Origin of the sequence: Halalkalibacterium halodurans, assembly GCF_005671335.1 — a bacterium.
In the GTDB taxonomy this organism is placed as follows: domain Bacteria; phylum Bacillota; class Bacilli; order Bacillales; family Bacillaceae_D; genus Halalkalibacterium; species Halalkalibacterium halodurans.
In genome coordinates, this window is the sequence record NZ_CP040441.1 from 1,471,396 (window position 1) to 1,494,439 (window position 23,044).

At 42.3% G+C, this 23,044-nt stretch carries 26 protein-coding genes; 11 read left to right on the forward strand and 15 right to left on the reverse strand.

Going from position 1 to position 23,044, the window contains the following annotated elements:
- Nucleotides 1-25 precede the first annotated feature (25 nt).
- The 5 genes from FED51_RS07140 (at nucleotide 26) to FED51_RS07160 (ending at nucleotide 5,986) form a co-directional block, all read left to right on the forward strand.
- Complete coding sequence (locus FED51_RS07140; RefSeq protein WP_053431555.1) at nucleotides 26-787, forward strand: N-acetylmuramoyl-L-alanine amidase; 762 nt, start codon at nucleotides 26-28, stop codon at nucleotides 785-787.
- Nucleotides 788-878: 91 nt separating this feature from the next.
- Nucleotides 879-2,624, forward strand: a complete 1,746-nt coding sequence (locus FED51_RS21255) for an N-acetylmuramoyl-L-alanine amidase (protein WP_053431554.1) — start codon at nucleotides 879-881, stop codon at nucleotides 2,622-2,624.
- A 136-nt stretch (nucleotides 2,625-2,760) separates the two neighbouring features.
- Nucleotides 2,761-4,269 carry an IS21 family transposase gene (gene istA, locus FED51_RS07150; protein WP_134230280.1) on the forward strand — a complete coding sequence of 503 codons (1,509 nt, stop codon included), beginning with the start codon at nucleotides 2,761-2,763 and terminating at the stop codon, nucleotides 4,267-4,269.
- Nucleotides 4,269-4,994, forward strand: a complete 726-nt coding sequence (istB, locus tag FED51_RS07155; protein WP_134229558.1) for an IS21-like element helper ATPase IstB — start codon at nucleotides 4,269-4,271, stop codon at nucleotides 4,992-4,994. The genes istA and istB overlap by 1 nt, the downstream gene beginning before the upstream one ends.
- A 17-nt stretch (nucleotides 4,995-5,011) precedes the next feature.
- Nucleotides 5,012-5,986, forward strand: a complete 975-nt coding sequence (locus tag FED51_RS07160) for an N-acetylmuramoyl-L-alanine amidase (protein WP_053431553.1) — start codon at nucleotides 5,012-5,014, stop codon at nucleotides 5,984-5,986.
- 181 nt (nucleotides 5,987-6,167) lie between these two features.
- On the opposite strand, the gene FED51_RS07165 is transcribed toward FED51_RS07160, so the two are convergent.
- A complete protein-coding gene (locus tag FED51_RS07165; protein ID WP_138090362.1) occupies nucleotides 6,168-7,007 on the reverse strand; it encodes a hypothetical protein in 840 nt (279 codons plus the stop codon).
- Nucleotides 7,008-7,181: 174 nt separating this feature from the next.
- Between FED51_RS07165 and FED51_RS07170 the strand changes: the two genes are divergently transcribed.
- Together FED51_RS07170 and FED51_RS07175 are read left to right on the forward strand one after the other, a co-directional pair.
- Nucleotides 7,182-8,003: a PPC domain-containing protein gene (locus tag FED51_RS07170; protein ID WP_053431549.1), complete on the forward strand. Its 822-nt coding sequence runs from the start codon at nucleotides 7,182-7,184 to the stop codon at nucleotides 8,001-8,003.
- Nucleotides 8,004-8,024: 21 nt separating this feature from the next.
- Nucleotides 8,025-8,762, forward strand: coding sequence for a hypothetical protein (locus tag FED51_RS07175; protein WP_053431548.1), 738 nt, complete (start codon nucleotides 8,025-8,027; stop codon nucleotides 8,760-8,762).
- An 18-nt stretch (nucleotides 8,763-8,780) separates the two neighbouring features.
- Here the strand turns inward: FED51_RS07175 and FED51_RS07180 are convergent, their stop codons facing one another.
- A complete protein-coding gene (locus FED51_RS07180) occupies nucleotides 8,781-9,323 on the reverse strand; it encodes a GNAT family N-acetyltransferase (RefSeq protein ID WP_010897468.1) in 543 nt (180 codons plus the stop codon).
- A 193-nt stretch (nucleotides 9,324-9,516) separates the two neighbouring features.
- On the opposite strand from FED51_RS07180, the gene FED51_RS07185 reads away from it, so the two are divergent.
- Nucleotides 9,517-10,236 carry a polysaccharide deacetylase family protein gene (locus FED51_RS07185; protein ID WP_134229306.1) on the forward strand — a complete coding sequence of 240 codons (720 nt, stop codon included), beginning with the start codon at nucleotides 9,517-9,519 and terminating at the stop codon, nucleotides 10,234-10,236.
- A gap of 190 nt (nucleotides 10,237-10,426) precedes the next feature.
- On the opposite strand, the gene FED51_RS07190 is transcribed toward FED51_RS07185, so the two are convergent.
- The 3 genes from FED51_RS07190 to FED51_RS07200 all read right to left on the reverse strand — a co-directional run bounded on the left by FED51_RS07190 (nucleotide 10,427) and on the right by FED51_RS07200 (nucleotide 11,774).
- Nucleotides 10,427-11,215, reverse strand: coding sequence for a lytic polysaccharide monooxygenase (locus FED51_RS07190; RefSeq protein WP_134229307.1), 789 nt, complete (start codon nucleotides 11,213-11,215; stop codon nucleotides 10,427-10,429).
- Nucleotides 11,216-11,401: 186 nt separating this feature from the next.
- On the reverse strand, nucleotides 11,402-11,584 hold the full coding sequence (locus tag FED51_RS07195) for a hypothetical protein (RefSeq protein ID WP_138090364.1): 183 nt from the start codon (nucleotides 11,582-11,584) through the stop codon (nucleotides 11,402-11,404).
- Nucleotides 11,562-11,774, reverse strand: a complete 213-nt coding sequence (locus tag FED51_RS07200; protein ID WP_010897472.1) for a sporulation histidine kinase inhibitor Sda — start codon at nucleotides 11,772-11,774, stop codon at nucleotides 11,562-11,564. Before FED51_RS07200 ends, FED51_RS07195 begins: the two co-directional genes overlap by 23 nt.
- Before the next feature lie 78 nt (nucleotides 11,775-11,852).
- Between FED51_RS07200 and FED51_RS07205 the strand changes: the two genes are divergently transcribed.
- Together FED51_RS07205 and FED51_RS07210 are read left to right on the forward strand one after the other, a co-directional pair.
- Nucleotides 11,853-13,454: a catalase gene (locus FED51_RS07205; protein WP_138090366.1), complete on the forward strand. Its 1,602-nt coding sequence runs from the start codon at nucleotides 11,853-11,855 to the stop codon at nucleotides 13,452-13,454.
- Nucleotides 13,455-13,577: 123 nt separating this feature from the next.
- Nucleotides 13,578-14,543 carry an alpha/beta hydrolase gene (locus FED51_RS07210; RefSeq protein ID WP_053431545.1) on the forward strand — a complete coding sequence of 322 codons (966 nt, stop codon included), beginning with the start codon at nucleotides 13,578-13,580 and terminating at the stop codon, nucleotides 14,541-14,543.
- An 86-nt stretch (nucleotides 14,544-14,629) separates the two neighbouring features.
- Here the strand turns inward: FED51_RS07210 and FED51_RS07215 are convergent, their stop codons facing one another.
- Nucleotides 14,630-14,902, reverse strand: a complete 273-nt coding sequence (locus FED51_RS07215) for an HU family DNA-binding protein (protein ID WP_010897476.1) — start codon at nucleotides 14,900-14,902, stop codon at nucleotides 14,630-14,632.
- 166 nt (nucleotides 14,903-15,068) lie between these two features.
- Nucleotides 15,069-15,608 carry a CDP-diacylglycerol--serine O-phosphatidyltransferase gene (gene pssA / locus FED51_RS07220; protein ID WP_010897477.1) on the reverse strand — a complete coding sequence of 180 codons (540 nt, stop codon included), beginning with the start codon at nucleotides 15,606-15,608 and terminating at the stop codon, nucleotides 15,069-15,071.
- A 140-nt stretch (nucleotides 15,609-15,748) separates the two neighbouring features.
- Here pssA and FED51_RS07225 point away from each other — a divergent pair, with 140 nt between their 5' ends.
- The gene (locus tag FED51_RS07225; RefSeq protein WP_010897478.1) at nucleotides 15,749-16,528 is read left to right on the forward strand and encodes a phosphatidylserine decarboxylase; all 780 of its coding nucleotides are present in this window, start codon (nucleotides 15,749-15,751) and stop codon (nucleotides 16,526-16,528) included.
- 9 nt (nucleotides 16,529-16,537) lie between these two features.
- Here the strand turns inward: FED51_RS07225 and FED51_RS07230 are convergent, their stop codons facing one another.
- The 8 genes from FED51_RS07230 to FED51_RS07265 all read right to left on the reverse strand — a co-directional run bounded on the left by FED51_RS07230 (nucleotide 16,538) and on the right by FED51_RS07265 (nucleotide 22,865).
- Nucleotides 16,538-16,996, reverse strand: a complete 459-nt coding sequence (locus tag FED51_RS07230) for a small multi-drug export protein (RefSeq protein ID WP_010897479.1) — start codon at nucleotides 16,994-16,996, stop codon at nucleotides 16,538-16,540.
- Between the two features lie 108 nt (nucleotides 16,997-17,104).
- Nucleotides 17,105-17,458: a monovalent cation/H(+) antiporter subunit G gene (gene mnhG / locus FED51_RS07235; protein WP_053431544.1), complete on the reverse strand. Its 354-nt coding sequence runs from the start codon at nucleotides 17,456-17,458 to the stop codon at nucleotides 17,105-17,107.
- Entirely contained in the window at nucleotides 17,433-17,720 is a 288-nt protein-coding gene (locus tag FED51_RS07240) for a Na(+)/H(+) antiporter subunit F1 (protein ID WP_010897481.1), read from the reverse strand. Before FED51_RS07240 ends, mnhG begins: the two co-directional genes overlap by 26 nt.
- Nucleotides 17,720-18,196, reverse strand: coding sequence for a Na+/H+ antiporter subunit E (locus tag FED51_RS07245; protein WP_010897482.1), 477 nt, complete (start codon nucleotides 18,194-18,196; stop codon nucleotides 17,720-17,722). Before FED51_RS07245 ends, FED51_RS07240 begins: the two co-directional genes overlap by 1 nt.
- A gap of 5 nt (nucleotides 18,197-18,201) precedes the next feature.
- A complete protein-coding gene (locus FED51_RS07250; RefSeq protein ID WP_010897483.1) occupies nucleotides 18,202-19,683 on the reverse strand; it encodes a Na+/H+ antiporter subunit D in 1,482 nt (493 codons plus the stop codon).
- Nucleotides 19,676-20,014: a Na(+)/H(+) antiporter subunit C gene (locus FED51_RS07255; protein ID WP_010897484.1), complete on the reverse strand. Its 339-nt coding sequence runs from the start codon at nucleotides 20,012-20,014 to the stop codon at nucleotides 19,676-19,678. The genes FED51_RS07250 and FED51_RS07255 overlap by 8 nt, the downstream gene beginning before the upstream one ends.
- The gene (locus FED51_RS07260; protein ID WP_053431543.1) at nucleotides 20,014-20,454 is read right to left on the reverse strand and encodes a Na(+)/H(+) antiporter subunit B; all 441 of its coding nucleotides are present in this window, start codon (nucleotides 20,452-20,454) and stop codon (nucleotides 20,014-20,016) included. Before FED51_RS07260 ends, FED51_RS07255 begins: the two co-directional genes overlap by 1 nt.
- Nucleotides 20,451-22,865, reverse strand: coding sequence for a Na+/H+ antiporter subunit A (locus FED51_RS07265; RefSeq protein ID WP_010897486.1), 2,415 nt, complete (start codon nucleotides 22,863-22,865; stop codon nucleotides 20,451-20,453). The genes FED51_RS07260 and FED51_RS07265 overlap by 4 nt, the downstream gene beginning before the upstream one ends.
- Nucleotides 22,866-23,044: the final 179 nt, after the last annotated feature.

A 23,044-nucleotide genomic window follows, 5' to 3' on the forward strand; every position in this document is an offset into this window, starting at 1 on the left:
CATTTCAATAGGAGAGTGATTGGATATGACAAAAATTTTTATTGACCCAGGTCACGGTGGTAGCGATTCGGGTGCAGTAGGCAATGGGATGCGTGAAAAAGATTTAACCTTAACGATTTCGCGGCAAATTCGGGACATGCTCCTAACCGAATATGATGGAGTTGAGGTGAGAATGAGCCGAGATAGCGATACAGCCGTCAGTCTATCTGAACGTGCGACGATGGCGAACAATTGGGGAGCTGACTATTTTTGTTCCGTTCATATTAACGCAGGCGGGGGAACCGGATTTGAATCCTACATTCATTCTAGCCTCCCTACACGAACGCAGCAACTACAAAACATCGTTCACCCAGCGATCGTCCAAGAGATAAATGTGACGGATCGGGGTCGTAAACATGCGAACTTTGTGGTTCTTCGGGAAACGGCCATGCCTGCCATCTTGACAGAAAACTTGTTCATTGATAATGCGAATGATGCTGAGCGCTTACAAAGTCCTTCGTTCTTGACTCGAATTGCACGCGGTCATGTGACTGGCATTACCCAAGCATTCGGTCTCGAAAGAAAAACGAACAGTTTGTACAAGGTTCAATGCGGGGCATTTTCGCAAAGAGCGAACGCTGATACCTTAGCCGAGCGCTTACGTAATGACGGCTACAGCCCGTACATCTATCAAGCAGACGGGCTATTCAAGGTTCAGGTTGGTGCATTCGCCCAGCGTCCAAATGCAGAAGCTTTAGTGGAAGAACTGCAATCCAAAGGATATGAGGCAGTTATTACTGTTGGCTAAATGAATCATCACTTTTAGTAGGTCTATTTTAGAGGACCTACTTTTTTTATGGTGGTCGAAAAAATCAAATTTAAATGGAGGGGATCTATTAATGAATTTTCCAGGTGTTTTATATTCTGTTGGTTCAAGAGGAGACGAAGTTGCAGCGATACAACGTCAGTTAAATCAATTAGGTTTTAATGTTGGAACAGCCGACGGGATTTTTGGTCAGAGAACTGAATCGGCTGTTATTGCGTTTCAAAAACAAAATAATTTAAACTCTGATGGAATTGTCGGAAGATTAACATGGGACAAGCTGTTTGATCATCGTGCAAGTGGAAATCATCCATTCCCAGGTACGTTGATTGGGACAGGATCAAGGGGAGAACAAGTAGTAAAAGTGCAGCAAAGATTAAATTCTCTTGGGTACAATGCCGGGGTTGCCGACGGAATTTTTGGTCAAGGGACCCGGCAAGCTGTGATTAATTTTCAGAGTGATTATTTTTTATCACCAGATGGAATTGTCGGAGAATTGACGTGGAACGCTTTATTTAATGGAGTATCCCAAGGAATTTCTGCGCCATATCCAGGGTTTTTACTGCGTGTTGGATCTCGTGGAGAAGAAGTGAAGATTGTGCAAAATCAGCTAAATCGGTTGGGGTTTAACGTCGGAACAGCCGACGGAATTTTTGGCTCTGGTACGGAACAAGGTGTGAAGGATTTTCAAACCTCACGGAACCTCCAAGTGGACGGCATTGTTGGTCAGGAAACATGGAATCGTTTGATGAGTTCATCCTCAAGTGGAGAAGGGATCAATAATAACGTACCGTATCCAGGTGTTCTTTTATCTTTAGGCGCTACTGGTGATTTGGTGCGAAGTGTTCAGAGGCAGCTAAATAGCAATCATTACAATGCTGGTGTTGTAGATGGGATTTTTGGTGGACAAACACAACAAGCCGTTATGAATTTTCAACGAACGAATGGGCTAAGTGTGGATGGGATTGTCGGGCGCTTAACATGGGATGTGCTGTTCAGAAACAACACGACTACTGTTTCCATCCCTTATCCAGGCTATTTAATTTCATCGGGTTCATCAGGAAATGACGTGAGACGAATTCAAGAGCGCTTGATTAACATGGGGTACAGTGTAGGAGCTGCTGATGGGATTTTTGGTCCGATCACAAAACGGGCTGTTGAAAGCTTTCAACGTGATACGGGATTAGATGTAGACGGCATCGTAGGACGGCTGACATGGAATCAATTATTTAATGGCGCAAATGTTGATAACCCTGGTGGCGCAACGCAATCTTACCCAGGAGTATTGTTATCAACGGGTTCAAGCGGAGATAGTGTAAGAGCGGTTCAAAGAAAGCTACAAGAACGAGGTTACTATCATGGTGTAATTGACGGGATTTTTGGTTCGATGACAGATCGGGCTGTACGTTCATTTCAGCACGCGATGGGGCTACAGGTTGACGGAATTGTCGGAAGAATGACATGGAATGCTTTATTTTCGGTGAAGCACCAATATCCTATTCCACCAGATTATGATACCGTTGTACCTGGTCATCATAAGATCTTCATCGATGCTGGCCATGGCGGGCATGATCCGGGAGCTGTAGGCAATGGTCTAAGAGAAAAAGATATTGCGCTTGCTATCTCTTTATATCAGAAAGAGGCGCTAGAAGATGCTGGTTACTCCGTCATGTTATCACGTTCAACAGATCGATTTTTATCGTTAAAGGAACGGACAGATAAGGCAAATGCGTGGGGAGCAGATCTTTTTATCTCAAACCATGTCAATGCAGGAGGCGGCCGAGGCTCAGAAGTATGGTGCAGCATGTTTATGGCAGAATAAAAATGTAGGTTATGGCATTCCTTTTATGCAGGCCCCCCGCGGGGGGCCTGCATAAAAAAAGCCACTTGCTAACACCCCAAAAATTCAATACACTTCCTGTTGGACCCAATAATCTGGCAGGAGGTAGTTTTAGGAGATGTTACAAGTGGACGAAATTAAGTATATCAGAAATGAAGTTAACTCAAAAGGGTATTCGTACTCAGATGTTGCGAGAAGAACAAACACGGATTTCCGCACAGTCAAAAAGTATGCCGATATGGACAATTTCCAACCGGAAAAGAAGAAGAAGAAAGCTCAGCCGGCTCCAGTAATGGATCCAGTCAAAGACATAGTTGATCAATGGTTGAGAGAGGATATGAAGAAGAAAAAGAAGTATCGAAGGACTGCCAAACGTATTTGGCAATTACTTAAAGATGAAGTAAGTTTCAAAGGTTCAGAGCGAACTGTACGCGGGTATGTCTCCAAACGGAAAAAGGAGTTATTGGAAGAAAGCGATGACGCTGCTCTTCCGTTGGAATCCAAGCCAGGAGACGCTCAAGTAGATTTTGGGGAAGCCCCTTTTAAAGTAAAGGGAAAGGTTATAGACCTGCCGTATTTGGTGCTTTCTTTTCCATACAGTAACGCATTCTTAGTTCAGGTGTTTGAAGCTGAAAATCAGGAATGTTTCCTGGAGGGCTTAAAACGGTTCTTCCATCATCTGCAAGGAGTGCCAAAAAGGATTCGTTTTGATAATTTATCCCCCGCAGTAAAAAAGGTTTTACCACAAGGAAAACGCGAGCTTACTGAGGGTTTCAAGCGCTTCGCTTTGCACTACGGGTTTGAGTATGAATTTTGTAATCCGGGTGCCGGCAATGAAAAAGGACATGTAGAAGCGATGGTTAAATATGCGAGGAATAATTTCTTCCTTCCGGAACGAACGGTATATCAGCTGGATAATTTGAATGATCGGTTATGGGAGGAGGCAGAAAAGGATCGAAACCGTCCTCATTATGAAAAGAAACAAGAAATTGCCAGGCTGTTTGAAGAGGACAAAGAAGCGTTAATGTATTTACCGCCGGAAGAATACTCTTGTGTACGCTATGAAACTCTCAAAGCAGACAAGTACGGCTATATCTTAGTAGATACGAAAAGGTATTCTACTTCCCCGCGCTTTGCCAATCAAAAGGTATTGGCTGGCATCACTTATAACAGGATAGATATCCTTTCGGACAACTATGAAGTGATTGTGAGCCATGAACGACTGTATGGAGAAGAATCAAAGTCGATGAAATGGCAGCCTTATCTGTACCTAATGGCTAAAAGGCCGACGGCGCTAAAATATACAACTTTCTATGATCAACTGCCCTTTAAATGGCAAACTTATCTGGAGGAATGTACTCTGGAAGAAAAGAAAAAGGCGCTTCAGTTACTCTCAGACCTTCTTAAAGACCATAGTCTGGAGACAGCTACAGAGGCCCTGGAAATTGCATCCGAGCGATGTCATCCATCCACAGAAACAATAAAGCAAGTCTTTCATCAGCTCATTCATGGCAGAGGCTCCAGAGAGACAGTAAGGCTAAAAAGTACAGTTCCAGTAATGCCAATAGCTGAACGAGGTATGAATCAATACGATGTCTTCTTCCAGCAGGAAAGGAGGAAGGCCTAATGCAGGAACAGATCCAAGAATATGCCAAGCGCTTAAAGCTAAGCTGGATTCGAGAGAACTACCGAGAGGTAGAAGCGGCGAACACAGAAGAATATTTACTGAAGCTCTTTGAAAAAGAAATAGAACAGCGTGAAGAACGAAAAATTAATCTTTTGTTCAAGGCGGCAACCCTGCCGAACGTATCCGGCAAACCTTTTGACTGGAAGGATATTCAGCTGGGGCAGGGGTTAAGTCAACAATCTCTCCTGGACGGTGAATTTATTGAATCAAAAGAAAACATGGTGTTTTATGGCGGCGTTGGTGCAGGAAAAACCTACCTTTCCACCCTCATTGGCATGAATGCGATACAAAAATATGGGAAACGAGTAAAGTTTTATACCATTGCTTCTCTAGCCAATGAGTTATTAGAGGCGAATGACAAAGGAAATCTCAATAAGCTGTTTAAGAAAATCGAGAAGCTTGATCTTTTAATTCTGGATGAGCTGGGATATATACCGCTTCACAAACATGGGGCCGAGCTACTCTTCCAGGTCATCTCCTTGTGTTATGAAAAGCGGAGTATTATCATCACTACAAATCTGCAGTTTGGGCAATGGAATCATGTATTTGGCGACCCTATTTTAACGGAAGCCGTGGTAGATCGCCTGATTCACCACTCTCATTTAGTGATTTTCGGAGGAGATAGTAACCGAATGAAAGAGTCATTCCTTTTGAACAATATGTAAGGAATAAGTGTTATTAAGTGGCTGCAAAAAGGCTTGCCGTTTTATGCATTTTTCTCTTGCCAAATACATGCAGCATTTATGGGGGAGTCGGCCGAAGCTATGCCGAACGGATTGCTAATAACCTTTCCTCCTTGTTTTATAATCGAGGCGTAAAAACTCGACAAGGAGCAAATGGTGACTATTTACATGTTATTCGCGAATCACGAATGCCGGCAGTTCTAGTGGAGCATGGATTTATTGATAATGCTGGCGATGCTCGTATTTTAGCAAGTCAACAAAATTTAAGGCAAGCAGCCATGGCGACTGTAAATGCGATTCGTAGTGTCTCACCACCGCCGCGAGAAGATAGCGAAATTTCAATTAAAAATAACACATTATTTACAAAACTCTTTAACTTGGATGACCGTTTAAAGCCAAATGTTGAAATATCGCATCGGATTGCCATTCCTCCAACTTCTCCAAAAGTGACTGGACAAGTTAAACAGACACTCCATACGAGTGATCGAGGTATTACATGGAGTCTTGATAAAAAATATGGGTTAGATAAAGAACAACTTGTAGATTTTTTTGCTGGAAAAGGAATGTCGACTATACTCAAAGAGCTAGGAATCGATGAAGTTCCTTTAGCTTTAAGATCAGAGCAAGTTAGTGTGAAAAACGGAGATGCTATTCTTGAAGTTAGGGCAGATATTGGTGTGTTCGATCCTAATGAATTGGCATCAGGTAAAATTAAATTTAATCATTTTAAGATGGAGGTATTACTTGACCCGGGTTTCAGAGGTTGGAAGGTAAAAGAGACTTTAACTTTGAACGGAGAGTTTGATTATCGTAACCCTCCACCCAATATCGTAGTTGAGCCATCCTTTATAGCCATTGTATTACTTCTTATTATGATAGTAGCAGCAGCTTCATCAAGTTTGGTTGCTGCATTTGCAGTCATATTATTGGCTCTTGGAGCAGCATTGAAACAACTTGTTCCGTCACTTACTTGAATTCGGTAACTGTAAAGATGCAGAAGTTTATTTAGGAATTTTGGTATGAGCCCGTCAATACTGGGCTCATACTTTTTTTTTACAAAAAGTAAGGAATCCTTACTGAGGAAGCCTTATTTATATATTAAAGCGATTCTATTAATCAATTTAATAACTAACTTGAAGTTTAGTCGGTCATTGATTATCTTGTTTCTAACACTAAACGTCGGTTCGTTTGTATACGAATACTAAACCCTTCAGATACTTGAGTAAGATCTTCAACACGAAAAGCTGGTTTTTCCTCAGGATAATATTCAAGAAGCTTGACACCTTCGCGATAAATATCACCGGGTATGCTTGCTTCCCGTTCTTCTTCCGTTTCTATTGATTCTAATAGTGATTCTACAAATGATTCAGAAATATGGTTCGATAAATCGTCCATTGAAAAGTCAGGAAAGGTTACTTTTTGTTCTTCTATTGTATAGGTCTCTGGTAAATGTAGTGTTATAAACTCAATATTTTCGGGCTCGTTGTTAGGGACAGGAAACATGATTTCTGAAAATGCTAAAACAGCACTAGGATAAAGAAAATAAAGCTCAAATGGATTTGGGTCTATCTCGATTTGGTTTATCTTATTAGAATTGTTGGTCGAAATGGTTGTTTCCGTTGGAAGCATGTCATAGACTTCGTGTACATCAAAAACAGAATAGTGGTCTGTTTCTAAGTTTTTTGTGTCAACACGAAAAATTAAGAAATACTGATCCGTTTCAACATCTTGGAAGATATCCAACTCATTTAGCGCGAAATAAACAGACCCAACCTCTTTTTTAACGTCTAACCCATTTAAAAGAATATGTCCTTTTTTCACTAAGTTTTCCATTGTCGGATGTTCATCCCCGATAGTAAAAAGCGGTTCAAAGTCATCGCGTGGGATCAGATCTTGTTCATTTGATTCTTCTGCTGTTTCTTCATGGAACGAGCATGCAGATACAAGATTGGCCACTAGGATAAATGCGATCAAGTGCATACAATGTTTGATCATGTGATCCTCCTTTTAGTACCCATACATTACGATCATTAAGGTGCTCACGTTTCCATCATAGCAAAATTTTAGAAAAAATTCACAGATTCGCTAAAATACAAAAAATAGAATCCGATACAATTGATAGGAAGGAAAAATAGTTTGAAATATGGGAGGCTCTATCTATGGTAAAAAATGGTCTTGTCGTTGCTCTTGTTGCTGTTTCTTGTTCCAACTAATTTGGTGCATGCAGAAAGTGAGCCTAGAATTATTGACCAGTATGAGGAAAACAATACGTTTAACACTGCGTATCCACTAGGGAATTGGAAGTACAAACTGTTGTCAGGAACGATACATGCGCCGGAAGATTACGATTACTATCAGTTTACTGCTAGTAAAGGGGATCGTTTAGCGATTCGCTTATCACAAATTCCGAATCATGTGAACTACGATCTCTACCTTTATAAAGACAGCTATGGATACCCTCTCATCGATTATTCCACAAGATCGGGCAACCAAGATGAAATCATTCGCTTTGATGTTCCTGAAACGGGCTCCTATATTGTCCTCGTACGGTCTGCAGATGGTAGCTATGACGACTGGAATTTCTATCGTTTAACCTTTATCGACCGTATTAAAACGGCCACTTATACGGCTAATTTGACGCCTACGGTATTAACAAGTCCAGGAGCAGGAACTACTTCACAAGTAGCTTCCGTTAATCTGAGTAATCAACAGGCGGTTCCTGATGGTGCAATCGTACGGAGTGTAAGTGCTCAAGGGACCATCTCGCCAAGTTTAGGTCACACGTACCGAGAAGTAATGAACGGATCAGAAGGGATCTGGTATACCTCGATTTCAGGGAGTGGCTCGTTTCCTGATATTACAGTCGCTAAGGAACTCCCTGTAAAAACGATATGGAATGTAAGATACTATTCCTTAGCACACAGCAGCTCGACTTGGCGAAACCCTCAATTAAGAATTACGTACGAATATGATGAAACATATCATTATTAATCGAAAGGCGTGGAAAATCAGATGAACTTGTTTTTTCATGATCTAATGAATAGCCGCTACGATCGTCAACTGTATAAAAATATAATGAAAAAACGAGCTGACTCGACCGATTACTCAGCTAGAAAGATTCATCGTCAGTATGATACGGTGAGCATTAGTCAAAAGGCGTTAGACAAACAAAATGTACGAACTATGGGAAGTCAAATGAATGGGCTTGATTTTTTAAACTATAGTTTGGCACAGGATCGAGAGCGCTTAAGTAAAACGATCCAGGATCACCTTAACGAAAACGACATTCACCTAGAGGAAGGGGAATCCTTCACAATCGACGTTTCTTACCGTTTTCAGATAACAGTTACAGGATTATCTGATAAGGAAAAAGCCAAACAAATCGAAGCCGTTTTAAATCAAACGAACATTGGTTTTCGCTTACTTGAACATGACCAAACGGTAAAATCCTTTAAAAATGGTGCCTCAGTCGAACGAACACAAATGTACGATAAATGGCATGCGGATCATTTTTTAAGACAATTTGCTAACACGACTATTGAGGATGTATCCCTTAATCAAGATGGGAAACTTACAGGTAATGATCAATTAAACGAATTGATGGAGAAAGCTAGTAGAGGGAAGGGTGAGCTTAACGAATACGTTCAAGCGATGATTGCAAAAGTAAGGGCCGTCCTACTTATAGGAATTGATCACATTCCCAATCGTTCAGCTACTTTTACGTACTCTGATGAATTGCAGTATCCATGATCAAAAGAAAAAGGGGCCCTAAAATTGGGCTCCTTCCTCTTTGCTTGTTCGTTTGACATACACCGTTAGCTTAGTAGTCTTTCCTTTGGAATTTTCTATGACTTCGCCCTCATCGCGAAAGTGAAGCTTTTCTAGGATTTTGATGGAGCCCACGTTAGCTGGTTCTACCTTGGCTACCATTCTTTTGAGTTGAAGATGGTCAAATGCATAATGTATTAAAGCGGTGATTGCTTCTGTTCCGTAGCCTTTACCCCAATAGGATTGATCAAGTTCATAGCCAATTTCAGCGCTCCCTACCTCCCAATCGATTTCGTTGTAGCCACATGAGCCAATGACTGTATTCGTTCCTGTCTCAATCATGGTAAAACGAAGTGCTTTTTTTTCTGCTGATAAAGAGGTCAACAGCTTAATCATATCAATGGCTTGTGCTTCCGTTTTGAATGCTTCCACGTTCATGAATTTAGTTACATCAGGGTCTGACCAGATGCAAAAGAGAGCCTGGGCATCGTCTAACGTCATTTCTCGTAAGTAAAGTCGTTCGGTTTTTAGTTCTGCTTTCACGCTTTCCCCTCCAAATAAAAATCATTTCCGTTCGTTAACTGTTGAAATGATCTGTGCATGAGTCAGTCCCTTCTGTTCCGTACTATGATTTATCATATCATGATGAGCAAAAAATCATCATGCCATTACTGAAAGTTTTGTTAAACGATGATAGTCTGATAGACAGAATGAAAAAGTATAACAGGAGGTATTTATGAGAAAGGGTTTGATTATCCTTCTGACGACTCTTACGATACTTTTGGGCGTATATGGAGTGAACGAATGGTCAAAGTCGAGAAGTTTCCAAGTTTTTGGTGGGCTTGTTAATCATGTTGCCACAAATGAGCCTGTTATTGCCTTGACATTTGACGATGGGCCGACGGCTTTAACGGATGATATCCTTTCAATTCTACAAGAGGAAGACATAAAGGCAACCTTTTTCCTAACAGGGAGAGAAATAGAAGAGCATATGGAGGAGGCGCAAAAAATCGTTGCAGCAGGGCATGAAATAGGCAATCACTCGTATTCTCATCAGCGAATGGTGTTCAAGTCTCCTTCGTTTATTCGCGAGGAAATTGAACGAACGGATGAATGGATCCGTCAAGCTGGATATGAGGGAGACATTCATTTCAGGCCACCGTTTGGAAAAAAGCTAGTGGTGTTGCCTTATTATTTATCCCAACAGGAGCGAAAGACGGTCTTATGGAATATTGAGCCAGAAACATTCCCAGAAATCACAATGGATTCACAAAAAATAACCGATTATGTAATGGAAACGGTGGAACCTGGTTCGATTATTTTGCTGCACGTTATGTATGAAAGTCGAAAGCCGTCGATAGAAGCGGTTAAGGAGCTCATTCCAGCGTTAAAACAGGAAGGATACACCTTTGTTACGGTGTCCGAGCTACTTGAATATGAAGAGATCGATTCATAAATTACTTGGATCGATCTCTTTTCTTGGATACATACCCGTTTGCTCCGTATCACTTCTCCAACTGGCTCGATTTAGTAATCAGAGCACCACTCACTTTATTGAAAAAGCGTCAGCCTGAAGATCAAGTGAGCGATGTGAAGAAAAAAGATATGTAATGCCCCCTATTTGATTTGATAGGGGGCACATGCATTTAAAGAGGGCGCCAGACGTCAGCGCTTCCTGGTACCTCGCCGAGTGTCCACCATCTTGCTTCATACGCGCGACCGTCATACAGGACGCGGTCACCACCTAAATAAACGGTTGTTGCATCCCAAATAGGGTAAGGGGAAGGTTCTGGTGGTTGAGGGCTAGGATCTACGGGTGGCGTGTCATTTCCATTTCCGAATTCAACGTCAATGACATTGTAAAAAGCATTGGCTGTATCAGCGACATCCCATACACCTAAGATCACGTGGTAACCTGTGCGCTCTGGGATCGTTACTTCGTGAGTGACCTTCTCCCCTGGCCGTGCTCCGCCATCATATTGTTCATAAAAAGGAATGAGCTCAAATTGATCTCTTGTTAAGGGCTCATTTGGATTCCAGTTCGGCTTTGTCACGTAATAATGCCATTTAGCTGTTGCATGCCTTGCGGTTAGGTGCCAAGTGAATGTTTGAGTTCCACTAGAAAGGGGAACCTTTGACCAACGGGTCGAGCTTTGTTCATCAAGCTTCGGAAACACACCACCGGCTGAGGCGATTTGCCCATCGGGAATGCTCGGTCCCGGAAAGCCTTTAGGGGCTTCTAAGCTTTGAGGTTCCCAAATAACCGCACCACAGTCTTGGTTGATGGATTGTTGGCAGAGTAGGGCTCGAGAGCTAGGATTTTCAATATAGCCATGGGCTGAGGCTACTTGAATCCCTGCAAGCATCAACAATCCGAGTACAGCTGTGTGTACCACAATGAGACGACAACATTTCGTGAGGTTTTGTCTTACCATAACATCCTCCTTGAATAGGTAATTACAACTTTCACGAAAATGTATATTATCAAGCAATGAATTTTAATACGAATTTTTCTTGATTGTAATGATTTGTGAAAAATTAGGGGGGTGAGACAGTTGTAGATATAAGGGGATCTCAGAAAAGTGGGTTATCAGAAAAGGAGGCAGAGCAACAGGTTATTTTTAATACAATTCAAAGCCATATGCTGCTGCCCATTTTCCATCAACTTGATCAACAACATAGAACAAGTGACTGTCTTCTTTTTTGATGATAGCTTGTTCATCAGTAGCAAACAATCGTGCATCCGTTATTTCTTCAAACGGAATCGCGTCAATGTTCCGGTTATGAACCGTGAGAATCTGCATTTGCAAGCAGCTCCTTTTGATTTAACGTTTCATCTATAGCATGACCTTGTAGAGACAAATCATTCTCAGGAATTGGAAGGCTTCGACGTTCACATTCCTCTATTAAAATATGGATAAAATCAGGATCTAGGTTAAGCTTTATGGCATATTTACATGCTTCCATAAGAAATGTGTCTGATAATGTCTCCATGAAATCCCTCCTTTTTTTTACATAATGATGGAAAGTTTGTGCAAGCTAATAAAGATCATAGAGTGAAGGAGTGATAAGATGAAAGATCAAAATCAAGATCCCAATAAGCGATCTGACAATGAAACAGATGAAACGTTAACGAACAGACAGGGTCATCCTGTCACGAACAACCAGCATGTTCGAACAGTGGGAGATCGCGGGCCTACTACTTTAGAGAATTATGATTTTCTTGAGAAAATTAGCCATTTTGACCGAGAACGTATTCCAGAGCGTGTCGTTCATGCCAGAGGGGCAGGGGCACACGGTTATTTTGAAAGCTATGGTACATATGGGGATGAACCCATTTCGAAGTATACTCGTGCGAAAGTGTTCACGGAAAAAGGCAAGCAAACACCGGTTTTTGTTCGTTTTTCCTCGGTCATTCACGGTGGGCATTCACCAGAGACATTACGAGACCCTAGGGGATTTGCGGTGAAGTTTTATACCGAAGATGGTAACTGGGATTTAGTAGGGAACAACTTAAAAATCTTCTTTATCCGTGATCCGTTGAAATTTCCTGATTTGGTTCATGCGTTCAAGCCAGATCCGGTTACGAATGTACAAGATGGAGAACGGATCTTTGATTTTATTTCACAAACACCAGAGGCCATGCACATGATCACATTCTTGTTCTCACCGTGGGGCATACCTGCTAACTATCGAATGATGCAAGGTTCTGGCGTAAACACCTACAAATGGGTAAATGAAGAGGGGAATGCGGTTCTCGTTAAATACCATTGGGAACCGAAGCAAGGAATCAAAAATTTAACGCAGAAGGAAGCAGAGGCCATACAAGCGAAAAACTTTAACCATGCAACTTTGGATTTGTACGAAGCGATTGAGGACGGAGATTATCCAGAGTGGGAATTGTATGTGCAAATTATGAGTGATGATGCCCATCGAGAGCTTGATTTTGACCCGCTAGATCCCACGAAATTGTGGTATAAAGATCAATTCCCATGGGTACCCGTTGGCAGAATGGTGTTAAATAAAAATCCTGAAAACTACTTTGCAGAGGTGGAACAAGCCGCCTTTGGGACGGGTGTACTCGTCGATGGCCTTGATTTCTCAGACGATAAGCTATTGCAGGGCCGAACGTTTTCTTATTCTGATACACAACGGTATCGGGTAGGGGCAAATTATTTACAGTTACCTATCAATGCCCCCAAAAAACGGGTAGCAACGAATCAGCGAGATGGACAAATGGAATACCATGTGGACATAGGACCAAAGCAAAACCCCCATGTAAACTATGAGCCATCTTTATTAAATGGGCTAAAAGAAGCAAAGCAAGATGGCCAGGACCATACCCCGTATGTTGAAGGTGAACTGCAACGGGCGAGCATCGATAGGCGAAACGATTATGGACAGGCAGGTGAAACCTATCGCCGGTTGTCAGACTGGGAGCGAAATGATCTTATTTTGAATCTTGTGAACACACTCGCACCTTGTCATGAAGACATTCAAAAGCAAATGATTGATCACTTTAGCCAATGTGACCCTGAGTATGGACGAAGGGTGAAGGAAGGGTTAGAGAAACAAAAGGGAGCAGATACTCATAGGCAGCCACAAGGCGGTGTAGATGGGGATGCGGCGATGCATGCGGCAGAAGCTCTGGGGCATCCTTCAGATCCTTATTAAAGCATTGCGAGAACCTCATGTTGTGAGGTTCTTTTTTTAATCATAAAATATAGCTCTTTTGGACTGAAAATAGGATTATAATGTATATGTAAGCGCTTAATTATTGAGGGGGAGGTACTTTCGTTGGCGAATACCCATTCACCTTTATCCAGACCACCAGTAAAGAAACGTTGGCTTCACCGTGTCATTTTAAGTGTTTGCGTGCTTGCGTTTCTTGGGGGTCTTTCGATTGTAGGAATATCTGTTTATGTCGGGTGGAACTTATCCCATCCAGAAAGGGAAGTGATTGACGAATCACCGACTGATTATGGGCTACTATTTGAAGATGTTGTCTTTTACAGCGAGAAAGATGAAGTCGAATTAAAAGGCTGGTGGATACCGGCTCAAGACAACGGAGAAGAGCTAGGGACAGATCGCGCTGTTGTTTTCTCCCATGGCTATCGTCATTCGCGTCTTCAAGGAGAAAACGATATTTTGCCTTTTGCTAAGCGGTTGGCGAAAGAGGGGTATCACTTATTACTGTTTGATTATCGTGGTTCAGGCGAATCAGGTGGTACGTATACAACGATTGGTCAATACGAAACAGATGATCTTCTTTCCGCTATCGCGTTTGTAAAAGCAGAAAAGCACGTTGAGGAGATCGCAGTCATTGGTTGGTCGATGGGGGCGGTTTCTGCTATTTTGGCTACGCAACAATCAGAGGATGTTCAAATCGTCATAGCCGATAGTCCATTCGCGAATTTGCGCCAATACTTATCGGAAAATTTATCCCATTGGAGTGACTTACCAGACGTCCCATTCACTTGGGTTGTATTGCAAACGATCCCGGTTTTAATTGGTGCCGATATTGATCAAGTTAGTCCCGTAGATGCTGTTTCGCCGATTGGAGAAACAAAACTCTTTCTTATTCATGGAAGATGGGATGAAGCGATCCCCCATAGGGACAGTGAAGCGATTTTTGAGGCAGCAGACGGCCAAGCAGAACTGTGGCTACCTGAAAATGAGGGACATGTAAAAACGATCAATGAGCAGTCAGAGGAATATGAAGAGCGCATTCTCGCTTTTCTCGAAAAAAGCTTTACAGAATAAACGCGGCGAGAAGGGTTGTTGGCTGAAAAAGGAGCGAGGGGTTGTCCTCGCTCCTTTTTTCAATCGCCGAGGTATGTACCTCGTCTTTAGTTTACTGCGTCTTTAAGTTGTTTACCAGGCTTGAACGCAGGGTTTTTTGTAGCTGGGATTTCGATTTCTTCACCAGTTTGAGGGTTGCGACCTTTACGAGCAGAACGCTCACGTACTTCGAAGCTACCGAAACCAACAAGTTGAACTTTGCCGCCTTCTTTTAATGCACCAGTAATGCTTTCAAAAACAGCGTCGACTGCTTTAGAAGCGTCCTTTTTAGAAAGTTCTGCTTGCTCTGCCACTGCATTGATTAAATCTGTTTTGTTCATGAAAAAACTCCCTTTCATTCCTTGGATAATAAAGCCTGCAAGTAAAATTTCTCATGAAACCCTTGTCGTGTCAAGCCTTCAGACCAAATTTAAAGCAAAAAACCCGATATTTTCACGATTTCTGTCATTTTTTCTACAAGTTTTGACCCTTTTCGCTATCGATAGCTTACATTTTCCGGACGCGGATTGTACTAACCATGAGAAACGACAAAATTAAAATCGCAAACATGAACGTATAATCTGGCCAATAACCGACAGCTAAATAGAGCAAGGTGAGTATGCAGCCAGCAGCTGTGATTGGCAATCCGATGAAACTATTATGATTTTCTGTAATGTTGAAGCGTGCTAGGCGAATAGCGCCACAAGCAATGTAAAAGACAGTAAACAGTGCTCCAGCGTATCCGAAATCAAATAAGATGGCATGATAGATCATGAGTGCAGGAGCTACACCGAAAGAAATAATGTCTGTTAAGGAATCAAGTTGCTTTCCAAAATCAGATGCACAGTCAAACTTTCTTGCAGCTGCTCCATCTAGACGATCAAAGACAGCAGCTATCGTAATAAAAAGTAAACTTACTCGTAGTTCCCCTTGAAGGGTAAACAAAATCGCAAACACGCCGCAGCTTAAATTTATAATTGTGAAGAAATTTGCTAGTTGGCTTTTCATTTTCTTTACAGTATGATCTAATTGTTGAAGTAGAAACATGTTGTTCCCCTCCCCTCAGAAAAAAATGTAAATTCCTCTTCTTAAAAGATTATAATAGCACATTACTAACGAAATAACTAGAGCGAAAGAATGATTGTTTTATGAAAGTTTACTGATGAAATAGTAGGTGAAAGAACGTCGTGAGAAAAACATTTTTTAGACTATGCTTCGAATTGAGTAGTCATCCTGTCCTGTCATCTATGCTACAAGCATTTACTACTTCTAAAGCGAGCCGTTGGTTAATTCCTTCGTTTGTAAGAGTTTATAACATCAATGGGCAGGAAGCAGAAAAACCACTTCATACTTATCAATCGCTTCAAGAGGTATTTACAAGAACGTTAACGGAAAACTGTCGTCCAATTGATTTATCACCTAAAAGCATTGTCAGCCCAGTTGATGGCGTTTTAGCTGAGCAAGGAACTCTATCAGACGAGGCGAACTTTGTCGTGAAAAATCAGACCTATACACTGGAGGAAATGTTAGGTGGAAAAGAAAAAGCTAAGCTCTATCGAGAGGGGACGTACTTGCTTTTTTATTTAAGTCCAAGTCATTATCACAGAATTCATAGTCCAGTAAACGGCACAATCAAAGAGCAATGGACATTAGGGAATAAATCGGCTCCTGTAAATAATCTCGGATTGCGTTATGGGAAACGGCCACTATCAAGGAACTATCGTTTGCTCACCGAGTTAGAGGCAGAAGAGGGGCGCTGTATCGTGGCCAAAATCGGGGCCCTTAACGTGAACAGTATTGTACCGACTCATCAATCAGAGCATGTAGACAAAGGGGAGGAGATCGGCTATTTTGCCTTTGGTTCATCCGTTATGCTGTTTTTTGAAAAAGGAACGATTCAATTGGATCATCAGCCTCGAGCTGTTGAGGTAAAGATGGGGGAAAAGGTAGGGAGCTGGCTACGCTAAACAAGTCTATTAGCGTTGAAACCAGCTAAATCCATAAAACGCCCCAACCGCAAAAACAACGATCCAAAGCGCCAAGCTAAAGGTAATCCATCCAGTCACTAAATATTTCGGTGAGCGAAAGGCAAGGGCCATTAACGCGGATAGATGGGTACCGATGACGAGCGGTCCCCCTAAGGCTAAACCTGGGAGGCCGTATCGGTTCCAAATATGACGTGCCCGCTTTTGCCGTTTTGATTCTGGCGGTGTTTCTATCCCTTTTTGGATTCGGCGTTTTTCTCGCCATGCTTGAAACTTTTCATAAAATATAATGACGAGCAAAATCGTCAGCCAATTACCGATAAATGCTACGACTGATACGAGCCATGGATTTAGCCCGCGAATAATGCCTAATGGTACAACAACGATCGCTTCAAGCCAAGGAGTAGCCGCCGCTAAAAAAATGAGCACGTATTCCCAAAGGGTCATCATGAAACATTCTCTCCTTTTCGTATAAGTCACAAATTACAGTGTAGCGTCCAAGACATCATTTAGCAATGGTTCAGCTTGCACAAAAAAACAGGGCAGTGGTGCCCTGTTTTATGTTTGTCTCTTTTTAGCATACACTTTTTTTAAATCGTCCTGAACCGATTGATCCCATAATGGAACACCAATCCGGTAGGCAGAGCGGGAAATCATAAGCCCAGCCACAGGTGCGGTCAGAAACACAAATAAGATCGTAAATAGAATTTTCCCAACGAACAGACCTTCAATCAAGAGGAAGTAAAGGAAGGTGGCGACCATGATCGAGATAACACCGAGCGTCGCACTTTTCGTTGCCGCATGTATTCGGCCATAAACATCTGGAAAGCGAATAATCCCAACACTGCCAAGAAAGCTTAAAAACGCTCCTAGCAAGATGAATAAACTAACGATGATCTCGACTGCGGTCAAAAATAGTCCCCCTTTCTAAAAACTTAGCTAATGCGATGGAACCGACAAAGGCTAAGATGCCTAGCACTAGAATAACTTCCGCATAGGCGATGGTCTCTTGAAGGATCATAATAATCCCAATAAACCCAATAAGGTTAATCCCAAACGTATCAAGAGCGACAATTCGATCCGACATCGTCGGGCCGACAATGGTTCGATAAAAGCAAGCCGCAAGGGAGAGGGACATAATGACTAAAACGACGTGTAAAACCGTTTCAAACATTACGCAGTCACCTCCAAAATCGCTTTTTCAAACGTGTCGTGAATTTCCCGTATCATCGCTTCCTTATCAGGCACGTGAATGGAGTGAATATAAATGTATTTCTTGTCATCTGAAAAATCCATTGACAACGTACCAGGAGTGAGAGAGATTAAGCCAGCTAAAAGGGTTAACTCCCAATCTGATTTTAGTTTTGTCGGTACCGCTACGATTCCTGGAGTAATGTCAAGCTTTGGACTGAGAACAATTTTAGTCACGTCAATATTGGCCAATACGAGCTCCTTGAAAAACAAAACAATTAACTTGATCCATGCCCAAACCTTGCGAAAATAAAGGTCAAAGATCATAAACCTGCGGAGCGCGATTAAGATTCCAATACCGACTACATAGCCGACTAAAAAGTCAGCGAACGTAAAGCTGTTTTGTAGGAACATCCAGATGATCGCGATGACAAGGTTTAGTAATATTTGTAACGCCATGGCAACTACTCCTTAAGCACAGATTCGATGTAGACGGATGGATTTAATAGCTCGTCGGCCACTTGCAGCGAGTATTGGAAGATTGGTTCTGCTCCGAACCCTAAGACGATCGTTAGCACGACGAGAGGAGCGATCGGTAGCAAAAGTTTTCCAATTGGCATTTTTGCTTGCTGCTCTGTATGCTTTTGCTCGCCCCAAAACGCATAAATGAAAATCTTCATCATCGAGAAAAGGGTGAGCAAACCGACGATGAGCGCGACAGTTACGATCACATATCGACCTTCTTCAAAGCCTGCAAGAATCAGAGCGAATTTACTGAAGAAGCCGCTTAGTGGAGGAATTCCTGCAAGTGAAATGGCTGAAATAAAGAACAACCATGCAAGCCATGGGTGGGTCTTTAAAAGGCCGCCCATCTTTTTCAATTCCGTCGTCCCTGTGATTTTTTCTGTTGCCCCTGCAAATAAGAAGAGGGCTGCTTTTACAATAATATGGTGGGCGATATAATAAATCGCACCTGCAAGGGCAAGGGGAGTAAAAATCCCGAGCCCCATGACCATGTAACCGACCTGACTAATGATGTGGTAGGAGAGGATACGCTTAAAGTCAAATTGCGATACTGCTCCCAAGACACCGAAAAACATCGTGAATCCAGCCAAAGCGAGAATTATCGTATGCGTAAAGCTCGGGTCATGGTTAAAAATAAGTGTAAATGTCCTGATAATCGCGTAAATTCCAACCTTTGTTAGCAAGCCACCGAACAAGGCGGCAATTGCAGCAGGTGGTCCATAATAGGATCTTGGAAGCCAGAAATAGAGAGGGAATAAAGCACCCTTCATCCCGAATACGACCAAGAACAAAATCGCGATCACATTGAGCACCCCTTGTTGCTCTAGCTCTGCCACGCGAATAGCTAAGTCCGCAAAGTTCAGTGTCCCTGTGACTGAATAGAGATAGGCGACACCTACGATAAACAAAATGGAAGCAAAAACATTAATCACGACATATTTGAAAGACTCACGTAACTGATACTTCGTGCCTCCCAAAACAATCAACGCATAGGAAGCGATGAGCATCACTTCGAAAAAGACGAATAAGTTAAAGAGATCGCCAGTAAGAAACGCCCCATTCACTCCCGCAATTAAAAACAAGTAAAACGGATAAAAGTAATAGCGTTCTCTTTCAGATGAAATAGTCTGAAAGGCAAAAAATAAACATGCGACGCCAACAATGCTCGAAAGAATGATCATCATCGTCGCAAACATATCAGCGACGAGCACAATTCCGAACGGGGCTGGCCAATTTCCAAGCTGAAGTGTATAGATTCCTTCTTGGTAAACAAGGGTTGCTAAATAAAAGGAAAACAGCAGCAGGCCAACCATCGTTATTGCTGTAAGAAATCGTTGAATCCCGTGATGCTTTGCAAACAAAATGAGAAAGGAACCAACGATAAACGGTAATAAAATTGGTAGAATGACTAAGTTACTCATCAGCAGTTCCCCTTAATTGATCCAGATCATCTGTTTGATGTTCTTTATAGGTTCGATAAGCAAGTACGAGCAAAAAGGACGTTACCCCGAAGCTGATGACGATAGCCGTCAAGATTAAAGCTTGAGGAAGTGGATCTGCAAAGTATGGTGCATCAATGGACAGAAGCGGTGGCACGCCCCGTTGTAAGCCCGCCATCGTTAAAAGCAGGAGGTGTGCTCCATGAGACAGGAGCACAAGCCCTAAAACGACGCGTAATAGACTTTTCGTTAGAATCATGTATGTGCCGACCATAAATAGGACACCGACTGTGATGGACATTAAAATTTCCATTACGCATCATCCTCCGCGATCGTCAAAATAATGGTGAGGGCGATTCCTATCACGACTAAGTAAATGCCTAAGTCGAATGGAAGTGCCGTCGTTAACTCTGTTTCTCCTAAAATCGGTAGCTGAAAGTATCTAAAATATTGAGTGAGAAACGGATCGCCAGCGAGCATGCTAGATACGCCTGTGAAAATGGCGAGCAGCAGTCCGATCGCGATCAAAGCTGTAAAGTTAAACGGAAGCGCCTTCTTGATGCTATCCATATCAAAGGCAAGGTACATGAGCAAAAAGGCACTTGCCGTCATCAATCCTCCAATAAAGCCGCCCCCTGGATCATTGTGTCCAGCAAAAAACAAGTAGACGGAAAAGGAGAGAATGATGAAGGTCACAATTCGTGTTACCGTATGAAGCATCACCTCGTTGGATTTGAACGAGTTGTTTTTCATACATCCTCCCTCCCAGTCATCCGTAATTTAATCATCGCAATGACACCAAGTGCTGCGATTCCAAGTACGAGTACCTCAAGAAGTGTATCGAGTCCACGGAAATCAACAAGGATGACATTGACCATGTTGTATCCACCTGCAAGCTCCTTTGAGTTTTCGATGAAGTACTCAGAAATGGTTCCCAAGCCTGCTTCTGTGCCCAATGCGAAAGAGCTTAAAGCAATCAACGTGACAAGCCCACCAACACCGATGGAAATAAAGAGGTTGACGAGATTGAAACGCGGTGTGAACTTCTCTTTTCGTAGCTCTGGCAAGTGATAAAAGGCCAGCATGAAGAGAACAACTGTCACGGTCTCTACAAGTAACTGCGTAAGTGCCAAGTCTGGAGCTCGGAATATAACAAAGAACAAGGCAAGGAGAAATCCGATGACACCGACGACAATAATCGCTGTAATGCGATGATTAATAAAAGGAATTGCAAGGGTTGACCCGATGAAAACGAGTGTTAATACCCACATATAAGGTGAAATAACAGAGACATTTACCGTGTCAATAGCGAAGGCATTATAGCGAACCATCGTATAGCCAAACAGCAAAATCATAAAGACACACATGTACGCAAAATAATCGCGTAGCATCCCTGTCATTTGCACTCGTGTAATTCCTTGAGAACCTTTAATTAACCAATCGAGGGAGCTGTCGTACACTCGGTTTAATGGATCGCGCTCTCTTAAGTAAAAGGCTGTTTGCTGCCATTTTTTCATGTTCATAAAAATCAAGGTTCCAAAAGCAACGACAGCGATCGTCATAAAGAGCTCAGGGTTAAACCCATGCCAAAGATAAATGTTCGCCTCTCCTCCGCCGAAAACATCTGCTCCTAAAATGGCAGTAACGGCTGGCTCTATAATCGTGTAAGTTAGCAAGTTAGGGAACAATCCGAAAATAACGACGAGAGAACCAAGGATGACTGGACTGATCAGCATTCCCATTGGTGCTTCATGGACATGTACGTCGTAATTTTCCTTCTTAAACTCCCCTGTAAATGTGCGGAAAAACATGATTGCACAGTAGACGAATGTAAAAACACTTGCAACCCACGCAAGAACAGGGAATAGGAATCCCCACGTTTCCATATTAAAAATTCCTAACGTAGTGGCAGTTACGACTCCAGAGAAAAACATTTCCTTACTAAGGAACCCATTGAACGGTGGTAATCCAGCCATAGCGGCGAGTCCAATTAATGAAACAGTAAAGGTCACAGGCATGATGGCCATTAATCCGCCGAGTTTACGAATATCCCTAGTACCGGTTTCATGATCAATGATTCCAACCGTCATAAACAAGCTTCCTTTAAAAGTAGCATGGTTAATTAAATGAAAAACGGCTGCCAAAGTGGCGGTTGCATAAAACTTTATCATGCTGTCAGTAGGGTCAAAATGGAGAGTAGCTGACCCTAGACCGAACAAGCACATAATTAACCCAAGCTGGCTAATGGTTGAGAAGGCCAAAATGGATTTAAGGTCTTTTTGACGAACGGCTGAGATGGATCCCCAGCACAATGTAATGATCCCAAATCCTGCAAGTAACCAAAACCACTCTGGCGTTCCGCCGAAAACAGGTGTTAAGCGAGCTACAAGGTAGAGCCCTGCTTTAACCATTGTTGCGGAGTGGAGGTAAGCACTGACTGGCGTCGGTGCTTCCATTGCATCCGGAAGCCAAATGTGGAATGGAAATTGTGCAGATTTTGTAAAAGCTCCAAGAAGAACAAGAAGCATGGCTGGCAAAAACAACGTACTAGCAAGAACAGCATCTGCTTGCTCAATGATCTCTCGGATGCTAAACGTGCCCGTAATGACGTAGAGGAGTGAAAACCCCCCGAGCATGGCAAAGCCACCAAAAACGGTAATGAGCATCGATTTCTGGGCACCGTACGTTGATTTTTCACGATGGAACCAATAACTAATTAATAGGGATGAGGCTAAACTTGTGAGCTCCCAAAATACGTAAAGAACGATCAAGTTATCGGAGAGGACGACTCCGAGCATGGCGCCCATAAACATAAGTAAATAAACATAGAAGTTGTTCAGTTTTTCGGTCTTTTTCGACAAATAGTAGATAGAGTAAAGGGCGACAAGAGTACCAATCCCAGTGATTAAAAGAGCAAACAATAAACTGAGTCCGTCAACATAGACAGTAAAGTTGATTCCAAGTGAAGGAACCCAAGGAATGGTCTCGTGGATTACGCCTCCGTTCGAGGTTATCGGTAATAACGATAAGAAATAGCCAAACAGCACGAGCGGAAGGACGAGCACAAACCATCCCGTATGTATGGATCTTGTGTATTTATACAAAATAGGAATGAAGATCGCAAGTAAAAAAGGTGAAACTGTAGCCCAATGCAAAAGCGTCAAGTCAAAAAACCTCCTTCTAGTATCAAATCAATCAACTGGGCAATTTCTTTAATTCCCCCCTTAAGCAGATCCGAAAACCGAACATTCTCCAAACTAACGTAAATTATAACGCAATTTAGTATGGTGTGCATCCTTTGTGGCTATTCGGTTTAGAGAGGTTTCATGATTTATTAAATATG

Excerpts from the sequence above, each read along its gene's own strand:
- FED51_RS07175 (WP_053431548.1), top strand. The coding sequence starts at position 8,025 with ATGAACTTGTTTTTTCATGATCTAATGAATAGCCGCTACGATCGTCAA.
- FED51_RS07245 (WP_010897482.1), bottom strand. The coding sequence starts at position 18,196 with ATGGCGTTACAAATATTACTAAACCTTGTCATCGCGATCATCTGGATG.
- FED51_RS07205 (WP_138090366.1), top strand. The coding sequence starts at position 11,853 with ATGAAAGATCAAAATCAAGATCCCAATAAGCGATCTGACAATGAAACA.
- FED51_RS07165 (WP_138090362.1), bottom strand. The coding sequence starts at position 7,007 with ATGATCAAACATTGTATGCACTTGATCGCATTTATCCTAGTGGCCAAT.
- FED51_RS07260 (WP_053431543.1), bottom strand. The coding sequence starts at position 20,454 with ATGAAAAACAACTCGTTCAAATCCAACGAGGTGATGCTTCATACGGTA.
- FED51_RS07255 (WP_010897484.1), bottom strand. The coding sequence starts at position 20,014 with ATGGAAATTTTAATGTCCATCACAGTCGGTGTCCTATTTATGGTCGGC.
- FED51_RS07190 (WP_134229307.1), bottom strand. The coding sequence starts at position 11,215 with ATGGTAAGACAAAACCTCACGAAATGTTGTCGTCTCATTGTGGTACAC.
- pssA (WP_010897477.1), bottom strand. The coding sequence starts at position 15,608 with ATGTTTCTACTTCAACAATTAGATCATACTGTAAAGAAAATGAAAAGC.
- istA (WP_134230280.1), top strand. The coding sequence starts at position 2,761 with ATGTTACAAGTGGACGAAATTAAGTATATCAGAAATGAAGTTAACTCA.
- FED51_RS07140 (WP_053431555.1), top strand. The coding sequence starts at position 26 with ATGACAAAAATTTTTATTGACCCAGGTCACGGTGGTAGCGATTCGGGT.
- FED51_RS07195 (WP_138090364.1), bottom strand. The coding sequence starts at position 11,584 with ATGCAGATTCTCACGGTTCATAACCGGAACATTGACGCGATTCCGTTT.
- FED51_RS07240 (WP_010897481.1), bottom strand. The coding sequence starts at position 17,720 with ATGTTTGAAACGGTTTTACACGTCGTTTTAGTCATTATGTCCCTCTCC.
- FED51_RS07200 (WP_010897472.1), bottom strand. The coding sequence starts at position 11,774 with ATGGAGACATTATCAGACACATTTCTTATGGAAGCATGTAAATATGCC.
- istB (WP_134229558.1), top strand. The coding sequence starts at position 4,269 with ATGCAGGAACAGATCCAAGAATATGCCAAGCGCTTAAAGCTAAGCTGG.
- FED51_RS07250 (WP_010897483.1), bottom strand. The coding sequence starts at position 19,683 with ATGAGTAACTTAGTCATTCTACCAATTTTATTACCGTTTATCGTTGGT.
- FED51_RS07170 (WP_053431549.1), top strand. The coding sequence starts at position 7,182 with ATGGTCTTGTCGTTGCTCTTGTTGCTGTTTCTTGTTCCAACTAATTTG.
- FED51_RS07230 (WP_010897479.1), bottom strand. The coding sequence starts at position 16,996 with ATGATGACCCTTTGGGAATACGTGCTCATTTTTTTAGCGGCGGCTACT.
- FED51_RS07215 (WP_010897476.1), bottom strand. The coding sequence starts at position 14,902 with ATGAACAAAACAGATTTAATCAATGCAGTGGCAGAGCAAGCAGAACTT.
- FED51_RS21255 (WP_053431554.1), top strand. The coding sequence starts at position 879 with ATGAATTTTCCAGGTGTTTTATATTCTGTTGGTTCAAGAGGAGACGAA.
- FED51_RS07185 (WP_134229306.1), top strand. The coding sequence starts at position 9,517 with ATGAGAAAGGGTTTGATTATCCTTCTGACGACTCTTACGATACTTTTG.